Annotated in this window: 10 protein-coding genes; 8 read left to right on the forward strand and 2 right to left on the reverse strand. The window is 65.3% G+C overall.

Features of this window, described 5'->3' with window-relative positions:
• Window positions 1-55: 55 nt before the first annotated feature.
• Window positions 56-949, forward strand: coding sequence for a LysR family transcriptional regulator (locus tag FJ417_RS00390; RefSeq protein ID WP_140782083.1), 894 nt, complete (start codon window positions 56-58; stop codon window positions 947-949).
• A gap of 13 nt (window positions 950-962) precedes the next feature.
• On the opposite strand, the gene FJ417_RS00395 is transcribed toward FJ417_RS00390, so the two are convergent.
• Together FJ417_RS00395 and FJ417_RS00400 are read right to left on the reverse strand one after the other, a co-directional pair.
• Entirely contained in the window at window positions 963-2222 is a 1260-nt protein-coding gene (locus FJ417_RS00395) for an FAD-binding oxidoreductase (RefSeq protein ID WP_140706127.1), read from the reverse strand.
• A gap of 12 nt (window positions 2223-2234) precedes the next feature.
• Window positions 2235-4265 (reverse strand): prolyl oligopeptidase family serine peptidase, encoded by a 2031-nt coding sequence (locus tag FJ417_RS00400; protein WP_140782084.1) that lies wholly within the window; start codon window positions 4263-4265, stop codon window positions 2235-2237.
• Window positions 4266-4467: 202 nt separating this feature from the next.
• Here FJ417_RS00400 and FJ417_RS00405 point away from each other — a divergent pair, with 202 nt between their 5' ends.
• The 7 genes from FJ417_RS00405 to FJ417_RS00435 all read left to right on the forward strand — a co-directional run bounded on the left by FJ417_RS00405 (window position 4468) and on the right by FJ417_RS00435 (window position 13090).
• A complete protein-coding gene (locus FJ417_RS00405; RefSeq protein WP_140782085.1) occupies window positions 4468-5460 on the forward strand; it encodes a membrane dipeptidase in 993 nt (330 codons plus the stop codon).
• A gap of 183 nt (window positions 5461-5643) precedes the next feature.
• Window positions 5644-7203, forward strand: a complete 1560-nt coding sequence (locus tag FJ417_RS00410) for an ABC transporter substrate-binding protein (protein ID WP_140782086.1) — start codon at window positions 5644-5646, stop codon at window positions 7201-7203.
• A 47-nt stretch (window positions 7204-7250) separates the two neighbouring features.
• Window positions 7251-8198: an ABC transporter permease gene (locus FJ417_RS00415; protein WP_140782087.1), complete on the forward strand. Its 948-nt coding sequence runs from the start codon at window positions 7251-7253 to the stop codon at window positions 8196-8198.
• A 37-nt stretch (window positions 8199-8235) separates the two neighbouring features.
• A complete protein-coding gene (locus tag FJ417_RS00420) occupies window positions 8236-9063 on the forward strand; it encodes an ABC transporter permease (RefSeq protein ID WP_246687367.1) in 828 nt (275 codons plus the stop codon).
• On the forward strand, window positions 9060-10040 hold the full coding sequence (locus FJ417_RS00425) for an ABC transporter ATP-binding protein (protein WP_140782088.1): 981 nt from the start codon (window positions 9060-9062) through the stop codon (window positions 10038-10040). Before FJ417_RS00420 ends, FJ417_RS00425 begins: the two co-directional genes overlap by 4 nt.
• Window positions 10037-11047: an ABC transporter ATP-binding protein gene (locus tag FJ417_RS00430; RefSeq protein ID WP_140659182.1), complete on the forward strand. Its 1011-nt coding sequence runs from the start codon at window positions 10037-10039 to the stop codon at window positions 11045-11047. The genes FJ417_RS00425 and FJ417_RS00430 overlap by 4 nt, the downstream gene beginning before the upstream one ends.
• 15 nt (window positions 11048-11062) lie before the next feature.
• The gene (locus FJ417_RS00435) at window positions 11063-13090 is read left to right on the forward strand and encodes a CocE/NonD family hydrolase (protein WP_140782089.1); all 2028 of its coding nucleotides are present in this window, start codon (window positions 11063-11065) and stop codon (window positions 13088-13090) included.
• Window positions 13091-13096: the final 6 nt, after the last annotated feature.

Raw genomic sequence — 13096 nt, forward strand, 5'->3', positions numbered from 1 at the left:
ACCATGGATTTGGCAGGCTTCCATCTCAAAAAGTCATGGAATACTCTTATCCTCGATGAAGACGCTCAAAGCCTCGCTCCCCTTGCTCAACGCGATGGTCGCATTCGAAGCGACCGCGCGACGCGGCAACCTGACGGCCGCCGCCGAGGAGCTTGCCATTGCGCAATCGGCCGTGTCGCGCCACATCGCCAATCTGGAAAAGCGGCTCGCGCTGGACCTTTTGGCCCGCAAGGGCAATCGCGTCTCGCTGACCGAAAACGGCGCTGCGCTGGCCGAGGCGATACGAGACGGGCTGGGCACGATCCGCGACGCCGTCGCGCGCCTGCAGGAGGCCGATCGCGATTCCCTCGTCATCGCCAGCGGCTACGACCTCGTCCAGGCTTGGCTGATGCCGCGCTTCGACCTTGTGACCTCGCTCGTCACGCATGGCCGTGTCACGCTGCTGACCTCCAGCAATCCCGACGATTTCGGCCGGCCGGAAGTCGGGATTTCGATACGCTTCGGTCGCCCCGAGCTTTGGCCTGGCCTCGCCGCCCGCAAGCTGTTCGACGGGGAGTGGTTTCCCGTCTGCTCGCCGGGCTTCCTCGAACGGCACCCTGCTTTGGCGTCGGAGGATCCGGCAGCCTTCCTCGACGTGCCGCTGCTGCATCTCGCGGCTCCCGAAGATGCGATCGACAATTGGAGATCCTGGATCGGCACTACGCGGAGCCTGCCCGGCCCGACATTCTCCAGCTATCTGTCGATGATGTATGAGGCAATAGCCGGCCGGGGCGCGGCGCTCGCCTGGGCCGGCTTCGTCGAAGAGCAGCTCAGGCTCGGGCAATTGGTGCGGTTGACCGGGACTCCGCGCCGCCATGCCGATGCGTTCTACATCGTCACCCGCAGGAAGACGACGCCGACCGAACAGACGGTGGCGCAAGCCCTGCTCGACAGCGCGACAATCCGCTGACCTACCGCCGGTCTCATTCCGCGGCGGTGGCGAAACGCCTGGCGCCGTGGCGCGCGCTCCATGCGGGCATCGAGGCCTCGACATCTTCCTCGCTCGGGAAGGCATCGCGCGCGTAGCGGTCGACCCTGAAGCGCGCCGGATCGACCAAGCGAGGCGTGTCCAGCAGGATCTCGGTGGCCAGCCTGCCGAGGCCCGGTCCATGGCTGACGCCGGTCTCGTTGTCGCCACCCGCGACGACGATGTTCGCGTGGCCCGGCACATGCCCGACCATCAAGCCAACGTCCGGCGTGTAGCAGGGGATGCCCTGCGACCAGTTCGCGACCTGCGAGCCGCGGAGCGGCGGGAAGACTTCCTGCAGCTTGCCCATCTGGTGATCGACCATGGACTGCATCAGCTCGCGGTTGTGCGGCTGGCCGGGTTCGAGGTCGTTCTCCTCCAGGCGATGCATCGGTGTATAGTGGCTGCCCGTGCCCCACATGATGGCGCCAAAGGTCTCGCGCAGCCAAAGCCGCAACTCGCGGCACTGGATGGTCGGCAGCGTCGAGGGCAGGCCTCGATCGTCGGTGACCACGCGCGTGGCCAGCACCCGCAGCAGCGGCAGGTGCCAGTCGAGGCTGGCGAGGACTTCGTTGTTCCAGGCGCCCGCCGCCACGACCACGCCATCGGCCTCGATGCTATCGCGGTCGGTTTCCAGCGTGACCTTGCCGCCGGCGTCCTCGATCTTCAGGACCCTGGTCCTGTCGCGCACGACGCCGCCGAGCTTCTTGATCTCGTTGACCAGCACGCCGAGCGCGAGCTTGGTGTCGAGCTGGATGCCATGCGGGTTGTAGGCGCCGGAATGAACTTTCGCCGGATCGACCAGCCCGCCCATCTTCTCGCCGATCTGCGCGGCGTTCAGATCCTGCATCTCCTTCGGCGCATAGGGTGAGCGGAGCACCGGCATGACGAAATCCTCGCGCCCCTGCGGCGTGAGCGCCATGATCAGCGTGCCGTTCGGCCGGTAGCCGATCTCGGTACCCAGTTCATGCAGCATGCGGTAGAAGTCGAGGCCGTATTGCTGCAGGCGAAGGCCTTCTTCGCCGGCCGGGATCATGCCGGCCGACCAATGCGAGACGAAGCCGGCGCCGGCGCTGGTCGTTGCCGCGCCCGGCTCGGTTGCCTCCACGAGCGTCACGTTCTTCACACCCGACTTCAGCAGATGGTAGGCGGTGGAGCAGCCGATGATGCCGCCGCCCACGACCACGATATGCTTGCTGTTGCTTGCTGCCGGCATTTCTCTTCCTCCTTAGATCTTCGCGGTCGAAGAACCGCCAACATAGGTGTCAAGCCACCAGACGATGCGGGCGGCTGTGTCGATATATTCCGGATAGCCGCGCAGGCTATGGCCGGCGCTCGGATAGGTCGCGAGCGCGCTTGGCGAACCCGAGCGCAAGGCCGCGAAATGGCACTCCAGCGCCTGGCCGGGCGGCGTGCTCTTGTCGATGCCGCCGGCCATGACCAGCGTCGGGACCTTGCTGAGCTGCCGGTAAAAGGCGGGGCTGCGGGTAAAATAGGCGCCGCCTTCTTCCCATGGCGAGGATTCCAGCATCAGCGCGTCGAATTCCGGTATCTGCGTCGTGCGATGCTGGCTGTACCAGTCGCCGACAGGCGAGATCGGAATGGCGGCGGCGAAGCGGCCGCTGCGCGTCGGCAGCCATGCGGACATGAAGCCGCCATAGCTGGTGCCGGTGACGGCGACGCGATCCGGGTCGACCAGGCCTTTCTCCACCAGGGCATCTATGCCGCTCAAAATGTCGTCGGCATCGGCGCCGCCCATGTCGCCCTGCACGGCGCGGGCGAAGGCTTCCCCGCGTCCCGTGCTGCCCCTAGGGTTGGGAAAGAAAATCGTCCAGCCGCGCGAGACGAGCAGCGGAGCGGAACGCGTTCGCGCCATCCAGCGGTTGCGATGGGACGAGATCGGCCCGCCATGGATATCGACCAGCAGCGGCGTCGGCCCGGCCGCCGCCAGCGGGCGGACAAGCCAGCCCTGGATTTCGAGTCCGTCGCGGGCACGCCAGGAAAACGGCTCGGCCTTGCCGCGGCCGGCCATTGCGGATTGCGCATCGGACGCCATGAGCGACGCGATCTCGCGCAGTCCGCCGTCGGCGACTTCGGCCAGGAATGGAGCCCGGTCATAAGCCTCCGCGATGAAGAGCGAGCCCGCGGCCCCGACCGGCACGCTGGAGGGCGCCCACTCGCCGCAGGTCAATTCGGTCGACGACCAGCGTTCGGTCACCCCTGCGCTGGAGACATCGCAATCGGCCAGCACCGTCTCGTGGCCGCGGATGCCCGCCATATGCAAGCTGGAGGCGGAGCGCCATTCGATCGAGGTGACGTCGATCGAATTGGTCGGCACGACTGCAACCTCGCCGCCGAACGGATCTAGGATCGACAGCTGCCCGGCAACAAGGCCGCGATCGCTGCAGAAGGCCTGGATGAAGGCGATGCGGGCGCCGTCGGGCGAGCCGCGAGGAACGCCGATCTGGTCGCGCGGCGTGTGAAGAAGGGTGGCCGATCCCGACTTCGCGTCGATCAGCGAAAGCTTCGCCGCATACCAGCTGCCCTCGCCATGGTCATCGCTGGTCACGGCGGCGATCTTGTCGGCGCCGCACCAGCTCGCTTCCCATACATTGACCGGCGCCGATGTGAGCGGCGCGGGTTTGGCCTTCATATCCCAGATCCAAACCCGGCGCCAAAGGTCCTCGCCTTCGCCCCAACCGACTTCGGGCAGCCATGCGGGCGCATCCGTCTTCTGTTTCTGCGCGTAGCCGCCGTGAATTCCAGCCAGATCCGCGCCGACGCCGGCAACGACGAGCAGCAACCTTTGGCCGTCGGGCGCCCAGTCCATCAGCTCGATCCGGCCGGGCACATCCGCCACCGCGGTGCCTTCGCCGCCAGACCAGATCTCGATGCGGTCGACGCCCGCCTCTCCACCGGCGTAGGCGACCGCCAGGCTCTCTCCGTCCGGCGCAAGACTGATTTGCCTGGTCTCCGCATCATTGAGCCGTTGAGGCGATTCACCGCCGCGCCCCACCTGATAGAGACGGCTGACCGGCGCGCCATCGAGGCCGCCCTCGAAGCTCTGGCCGATGAAAAACATCGCATCGCTGGAGGCGTGACCGCAAAGAGAGCGAGCCGCGAAGACGTGCCCGTCCAGCCCGAAGAGAGCGGCATACAAACCCGCTGCCTCGGCGAATTCCGCGGCGGAGCGGAAATCCCCGGACATCCGGCCGGCAATCGGCGCGATCATCGATCCGGAGTTCCGCACGCTGCTCATCTCGACTTCCCAACACCTCGCTCAACCTGGCGCTATCGCCACGGCAAGCTCACGCACCCAACCATAACGACAGTCGGAGCATTGTCTAGACACCGGTGTACATTAGATTGGGCCAGCGGCCTTGACGGCACGATGGGCGGTTGACCCGCCATGATTGGAACGCGCAGATTTCGAAGCGACGAAACAACCGGACAAAGACGCGATGAACCTTGACGACAACGTCCAGTCGATCCTGAAGAGCGAAGTCATCTGGGATGCGCATTCCGGCTTCATGCCCGATCCGGCCGCGGACCTGAACAATCTGCGGATCTGGCGCGACGCAGGCGTCGACTATCTTTCCATCGATGTCGGCTTCGATCTCCTGCCCTGGGAAAAGACAGTCGCCACGCTTGCCTATTTCCGGCACTGGATCCTGGCGCGTCCGGCCGACTACGCGCTCGTCTCGTCGGCCGACGAAATCCTCGCCGCGAAGGCGCAAGGCAAGCTGGCTGTCACCTTCGACATCGAAGGCATGAATGCGCTGAACGGCCGGGTCGAAATGGTCGAGTTCTACCATCGCCTCGGCGTGCGACAGATGCTGTTCGCCTATAACCGCAACAATCTCGCCGGCGGCGGGTGCCACGACGAGGACACAGGTCTGACCGCATTCGGCCGGCAGGTGATCGACGAAATGAACCGCCTCGGCATGTTCGTGGACGTGACCCATACGGGCTATCGCACCACGATGGACGTGATGGAGTATACGGACCGGCCGGTGATCTTCTCGCACTCCAACCCGAAGGCGCTGTGCGCTCACGGGCGCAACATCACCGATGACCAGATCAAGGCTTGCGCCCGTACCGGCGGCATCATTGGCGTCGTGGGCCTCAACCGCTTCCTCGGCGAGGGCCGCACCGATTCCGAGCGGCTGGCCGACCACGTCGAATATCTGATCGACCTTGCCGGTCCGCGCCATGTCGGCATCGGGCTCGACTATGCTTTCCCGGTCGAGGTCGAAGGCATCGAGGACATCATCTCCAGCAATCCGCATTTCTGGCCAAAGAACGAATATCCCGAAGGCAAGACGACCTATTCGAGCCCGGGCCAGACGAAGGAGCTTATCGAGGTGCTGCTGTGCCGCGGCCATCCGGAACGCACTGTTCGCGACGTCATGGGCGGCAACTTCATGCGGCTGGCGCGCGAGATCTGGAAATAGCCGATCGAAATGGCAATCGCGTCGGTCGCGGATAAAAGGCGTCCGGTCCGACGGCACAGGATGCATTTTTTTCACTAGACATATGTGTATAGCCGGGGCAGGCTGATCGAAACGGGGGCCTTTGGAAGGATCTCCCGAAGCCCGGCCGATGCCGGCGGACAATATAAACAAGAGGGGCAGAGCATGATCAAAACCGCAAACATCAACATGACGCGCCGCGGCGTGCTGGCCGGCGTCGGTGCGCTAAGCCTTGCCTCGCTGATCTATTCGACGAAACGCTCGCAAGCGGCGGGTTCCATCCTCAAGGTGCGCTCATACGGCGATATCCAGACGCTGGATCCGGCCTTTCGCCTGGCCGCGCCCGAAGGCGACATCACCAACGTCATTTTCGCCGGCCTGGTTGTCGCCACGCCCGGTGACAGCTGGGGCTGGAAGCCGATGGCTGTGGAGAAGATAGAGCAGCTCGACCCACTCACGATCGCCTTCAAGCTGCGCGACAATATCGGCTTCACCGACGGTTTCGGTCAGCTGACCGCAGAGGACGTGAAGTTCTCGATCGAGCGCATCGCCGATCCCGCCAACAAGTCCCCTTATGCGGGCGACTGGGCGACGCTCAAGGAAGTCGAGGTCAAGGACAAGCTTTCGGGCATCATCCATCTGAACAAGGCGTTCGCGCCGTTGTGGACCTCGACCTTGCCGACGCCATCGAGCACGATCCTATCCAAGCGCGCCGTGACCGAGGCTGGCGGCAAGCTCGGCGTGAAACCCGTGGCGCAGTCAGGCCCCTATCTGCTCAAGGAATGGACGCCCAAGCAGCGCACCGTGCTCGTGCGCAACCCGGACTGGAAATACGAGCAGGGCGGCTATGACGAGATCCACGTCCATCCGATCGAGGACGAAAAGACCGCCGAGCTTGGCTATGAGGCAGGCGACCTCGACTACACCTGGACGGCCGTGTCCTCGATCAAGCGGCTGAAGGAAACGCCGCCGGCGGACACCGTCGTGGTCGAGAAGCCATCGCTGGCCTTCGTCTGGCTCGGCATGAACCAGATCGCGGCGCCCTTCGACAATCCGGACCTGCGCCGCGCCGTGCAGTATGGCGTCGACCGCAAGGCCGTGGTGGACGCGGCCTATTTCGGCGCCGCCGCCACCTCCACCGGCATCATCGCGCCCGGCCTGGTCGGCCATCGCGAGAAGAACCTCTACGAATACGATCCCGACAAGGCTCGCGAGCTGGTCAACAAGGCCGGCGCCAGCGGCGTCACCGTCACGCTCGACATCCTCAACAAGGCGGAACGCCTGTCGGCGGCGCAGGTCGTGCAGGCGAACCTGCAGGACATCGGCATCAACGTCGAAATCAAGCAGAATGACAGCGGCACGTTCTGGACGCTGGGGTCGAAGCAAAACCCTTATTACAAGAAGCTCCAGATGGTGCTGTCGCGCTTCTCGATGCAGCCTGATCCGAGCTGGGCGACGGAGTGGTACACGACCAGCCAGATCGGTGAGTGGAATTGGGAGCAGTTCAGCAACGCTGAATTCGACAAGCTGGTCACCGAAGGCAAGATCGAGCTCGACCCGGCCAAGCGCGACGTCATGTACAAGAAGATGCAGGACCTGATGGAGGAGAGCGGCTGCTACGTCTTCCTCACCCATGAAGTCACCGGCGTGATGTACCGCAAGAGCGTTGCCGCCGGGCTCAAGCCGAATGGCGAGCCTTGCTTCGCGGACTTCAAACCTGCCTGACGTGATGGACAACGGCACGGCATGGGGCGGAATGGCCGGCTCCTGAGATGCTCCGCTATGCGCTGAAACGGCTGGGCCTGGGCGTCATCATCGTGAGCGTCGCGATGGTGATGCTGTTCGCCATGATCTATGTGATCCCGGGCGACCCGGCATCCGTGGCGCTCGGACCGCGCGCCACGCCCGAGATGGTTCAGGCGTTGCGCAGCCGCATGGGGCTGGACCAGCCGATCTGGATCCAGTTCCTCCGGTTCTATTTGTCCGCGTTGCGCGGCGACCTCGGCACCGAGGTGCTGTCCGGGCGGCCGGTGCTGGACGTCGTGTTCGAGCAGTTGCCGTACACACTGGCGCTGATCGCGGGCGCGATCTCATGGTCGGTGCTGCTCGGCATTCCGCTGGGCTGCATCGCGGCGGTGCGGCGCGGCGGCTTCGTCGACCGCGTCATCGGCATCCTGTCGGTCGCGGTCATCGCGGTGCCATCCTTCGTCATCGCGATCTATTCCCTGCTGATCTTTGCCGTCGCCCTGCAGTGGCTGCCGGCCATCGGCGCCGGCGAGCCCGGCAATCTCGCCAGCCAGCTGAAGCATCTTGCCCTGCCCTCGCTCGCAATCGGCGTCGGCTGGGTCGGCTACATCGCGCGCATGGTGCGCGCTTCCATGCTGGAAACGCTGGAAGCCAGCCACATCCGCACCGCGCGCGCTTTCGGCCTGACGGATCGGCGCATCACCTATTCCTATGCCTTGCGTATCGCCATCCTGCCGACCGTCACGCTGCTCGGCGTCGGCATCGGCAATATGGTGTCTTCGGCCGTCTTCGCCGAGATCGTCTTCGCCCGCCCCGGCATCGGCAAGCTGGTCTACGAGGCGATCTCGGTACGCAATTATCCGGTCGTCACCGGCGCCGTTCTGGTGACGACCGTTTTCTTCGTCGTCGTGAACGCTCTCGCCGACATCCTCATTGGTGCGTTGGACCCCCGTGTCAGAACAAGTCTTAATTGACCGGCCATCACGGCAGCGCGTCGCCAAGATCGGCCGCGTGCTTCGGCGCATCGTTCGCGAGCCGCTCGGCGCGTTCGGTCTCACCCTGGTCGTGATCGTCGTTCTCTCGGCTCTCTTCGCCGACGTGCTCAGCAGCTACCCACCGACGAAACTCGCCCCGGCCGAGCGCTTCGCGCCCGCAAGCCTGCATCACCTGCTCGGCACGGACCATCTGGGACGCGACCTGTTCTCGCGTGTGCTCCATGGCGGCCGCATCGCGCTGGCCATTGCGCTTGGCGCGACCGGACTGTCGCTCATCGGCGGCATCGCGCTTGGGCTCATCGCAGGCTACGGGCCGCGCTGGCTCGACAATCTGATGCTCCTGCTCTTCGATGCCATCAAGAGCTTCCCGACCGTGATGCTGGCGCTTACGCTGGTCACGCTGACCGGACCTTCGCTGCTTGCGGTGCTGATCGTGGTCGTGCTGGTCAACGTGCCCGGTTATGCCCGCATCATCAGGACACAGACGCTCGTGCTGAAGTCCGCTGAACATGTGATGGCGGCGCGCTCGACGGGCGCAAGCACCGCGCGCATTCTCACCGTCCACATATTGCCCAACGTCATCGGCCCCATCCTCATCCTCGCGTCGATGGACATCCCGGTCGTCGTGGCGATCGAGGCCGGTCTGAGCTTCCTCGGCCTCGGCGTCAGACCGCCTCTGCCAAGCTGGGGCGCGATCCTGAACGACGGCTTCGTCAACATCCGCGATTCATACTGGATCGTGGTCGCGGGGGGCCTGCCGATCATCCTCACAACGCTCGGCTTCACCTTCCTCGGCGAGACCCTGCGCGACGTTTTCGACCCCCGGCTGAAGAGGCGCGGATGACCGTCCTCGACGTCAAGGACCTCAGCGTCGACTTCGCCACCGAAGCCGGCACGTTGCAGGCGCTGCGCAAGGTGAGCCTGGAGGTGCCGACGAACCGGATCGTCGGCGTCGTCGGCGAGTCGGGTTGCGGAAAATCGACATTGATCAATGCCATTCTCGGCCTGCTCGCAGACAACGGCAGGGTCACGTCGGGCCAGATTCTGTTCGAGGGCAAAAGCGATCTCGTCCGTCTCGACGGCACAGGCATGCGGGCGTTGCGCGGCCAGAAGATCGCAACCGTCTTCCAGGACCCGATGGGGGCGCTGAACCCGGTGCTTTCCGTGGGCAAGCAGATGCGCGACATCCAGTACCGCTCCGGACTGTCGCGCAAGGCGAAGGACGCGCTCTCCATCGCGATGCTGCGCAAGGTCCGGATTCCCGATCCTGAGCGCCGGCTGGCGCAGTTTCCGCACGAATTCTCGGGCGGCATGAAGCAGCGCATCGCGATCGCCATGGCGCTGCTGATGCAGCCTTCGCTGCTGATCGCCGATGAGCCGACAACGGCTCTCGACGCCACGCTCGAAGTCGCCATCATCGAGTTGCTCAAGGACTTGCAGAAGCAGATCGGCTGCTCCGTGCTGTTCATCTCGCATCATCTCGGCGTCATCGCGGAACTGTGCGACGAGATGATCGTCATGTATGCCGGCGAAGTGGTCGAACGCGGCTCGACCCGCGACATCTTCCACAACCCGCGACATCCCTACACGAAGAAGCTGCTCGCCTGCGATCCGGCAAGGCTCTCGCGGCGCGAGCCGCGGCTGCCCACCATTCCCGGCACGCTGCCGGACCTGTGTAACCGCCCCAAGGGTTGCGTTTTCCAGGCACGCTGCGAGCTGGCGGACGATGTCTGCTCCGCGATGCCGCCCGATACCGCGCTGAGCGCGTTGCACGTCGCGCGATGCTGGCACACCGATGAGACGGCCGGAGCGGCCGCATGACGACAGAACCTCTGCTTTCCGTTTCCGATCTTCGCGTGCGCTTCCGCGTCGGCGGCATGATGAGCGCGTTGGCCGGCCGGCGGACGGAGATCGAGGCCGTCGCCGGTGTCGGCTTCACGCTGGAGCGCGGCCAGACGCTTGCGCTGGTCGGCGAGTCCGGATCGGGCAAGACCACGCTCGCGCGCGCCGTGAACGGCCTGCAGGCGGTGGCTGGCGGTTCGGTCCGCTTCGAGGGCCGAGAGCTGAACGAGCTGACCAAGGCGGAATGGAAGCCGCTGCGCCGCAAGATGTCGATGATGTTCCAGGACCCGGTCGGCTCGCTGTCGCCGCGCCTCAGCGTCCGTTCGCTGCTGGCGGAGCCGTTCGCCATCCACGGCCTGTCCGGCCGCAGCCTCGAAGCCGAGGTGGAGCGCCTGCTCGCCCTGGTCGGGCTTCCGCGCGATTTCGCCGAGCGCTATCCGCACCAGCTCTCCGGCGGCCAGGCGCGCCGGGTCGGCGTCGCGAGGGCCGTCGCGCTCGACCCGGTGCTGATCATCGCCGACGAACCGACAGCCGGGCTCGACGTATCGATCCAGGGCGAGGTGCTCAACCTGCTCAACGACCTGCGCGACCGCATGGGCCTGTCGATGCTCATCATCACGCACAATCTGCACGTCGTGCGCCAGATCGCCGACCGGATGGCGGTGATGTATCTCGGGCGCTTTGTCGAGGAAGGCGAGACCGAGGCGATTTTCCGGGCGCCGCATCATCCCTACACGGCCGCGCTGCTGTCCGCGAACCCCGAGCCCGATCCCGACAAGGTGCATAACCGCATCGCGCTGCCGGCCGAAGTACCGTCACTGCTCGACAGGCCTTCGGGCTGTGAGTTCCACACACGCTGCCCGTTCGCGCAAGACATCTGCACAACGCAGGCGCCGACCTCGTCCGCGGTCGGCTCGAGCCGGCTCACCTGTCACTTCCCGCTCAATGCCGGCCCAAGCGCCGTCGAGGCAATCGCCGCAAGTTAAGAGAAGGTCCGTCCGATGAAAGACATCCGCGTGGTCACCGATTTCCCGCGCAAGGTCCGCGAGATCGAAAACCTGTGGATTCCGATGCCGGACGGCGTGAAGCTCGCCGCGCGCATCTGGCTCCCGCAGGACGCCGAAGCCGATCCGGTGCCGGCCATCCTCGAATACCTGCCCTATCGAAAGCGCGACGGAACGGTGGAGCGCGACGCGCTCACCCATCCCTATTTCGCCGGCCACGGCTATGCCGGCGTGCGTGTCGACATGCGCGGCACCGGCGACAGCGAAGGCGTCTGCAAGGGCGAATATCTGAAGCAGGAACAGGACGATTGTCTCGCCGTCATCGAATGGCTGGCGAAGCAGCCCTGGTGCTCGGGCGCGGTCGGCATGATCGGCATCAGCTGGGGCGGCTTCAACGGACTCCAGGTCGCCGCCCGCCGCCCGCCGGCGCTGAAGGCGGTCATCTCGCTCTGCTCCACCGACGACCGTTACAACGATGACGTCCATTATCTCGGCGGCGCGCAGATGTGCGACAATCTGATATGGGGCACCACGGCCTGGGCGATCGCCATGACGCCTCCCGATCCGCTGATCGTCGGCGACCGCTGGCGTGAGATGTGGGAGGGTCGCCTCAACGGCAACGGCATCTGGATGCAGGACTGGTTCGAGCACCAGCGCCGCGACGACTTCTACAAGCACGGCTCGATCTGCGAGGATTATTCCGACGTCGAAATCCCGGTTTACGCCGTCGGCGGTTGGGCGGACGGCTATCCGAACCCGATCTTCCGCATGCTTGAAAACTTGCCGGGTGTCCGCAAGGGACTGATCGGCCCATGGGGCCACAAATACCCGCACTTCGCCATGCCGGGCCCGCGTATGGGCTTCCTCCAGGAATGCCTGCGCTGGTGGGACCAGTATCTCAAGGGCATCGACGCCGGCATCGCCGACGAACCCATGCTGCGCGCCTGGATGCAGGAGCCGGCGCCGCCGGCCGCCATCTATGAGGAGCGCCCAGGCCACTGGGTTGCCGAGCCGTCATGGCCGGGACCCGGCATCGGCGAGCGCGCGCTCGCCTTGTCACCCGGCCGTCTTGCCGAGGGCGCGGGCAGCGACGACGTGCTGACGATCCGCTCGCCCTCGACGGCGGGGCTCTCGTCCGGCGCGTGGTGCGGCTACGGCGTCCTGCCGACCTTGCCGGTCGACCAGCGCATGGAAGCCGGCAACGCGCTCGTCTTCGAAACCGATCCTCTCGAGGAAGCCGTGGAGATCCTCGGCTTCCCGGAATTCGAGGTGAAGCTCGCCTCGGACAAGCCGGTCGCGCTGATCTCGGCCACGCTGTCGCTCGTGCTTGAAGACGGCGCGGCCTCGCGCGTCAGCTACGGCATCCTCAACCTCACACATCGGCATGACGATCTCGAATTGGCACCGATGACGCCGGGCAAGGCCGAAACGGTGCGCATCAAATTGCGCTGCTGCGGCCAGCGCTTCGAGAAGGGCCAGCGCATCCGGCTTGCCGTTGCAACGGCGCATTGGCCGATCGTCTTTCCGGGACCGGAGAAGGCGACGCTATCGATCCATTGCGCCGGCAGCAGGCTATTCCTGCCGGTGCGCAAGCCGCAGCCGCTCGACAAGACACTCCCGGAATTCGAGGGACCGGAAAGCGCCACGCCGATGGCGCAGGAACCGATCAAGGCGGGCGAGCCTTTCCGGCGCGAGGTGACCACGGACCAGATCACCGGCGAGACGAGCTATACGGTCGTCATCGACGCCGGAACGGTGCGCCATCCACACACCGGCATGACCCTGTCGCAGAGACAGACCGAGATCTTCGTCGTCCATCCGGACGATCCGAACTCGGCGCGGGGGACCGTGACGTGGGACAAGACCTATTCGCGCGGCGACTGGAACGCCGGCGTTTCGGTCTCCGCCACGGTGCACGCGCTGCGCGATGTCTGGCGCATGGAAACGCATCTCATCGCACGCGCCGGCGACGAGGTCGTGGTCGATCGCGAGGAGGCCAAGGAGTTTCCACGCGACCTGAATTGACGTGAT

This window comes from Mesorhizobium sp. B3-1-7 (assembly GCF_006439385.1).
In the GTDB taxonomy this organism is placed as follows: Bacteria; Pseudomonadota; Alphaproteobacteria; order Rhizobiales; family Rhizobiaceae; genus Mesorhizobium.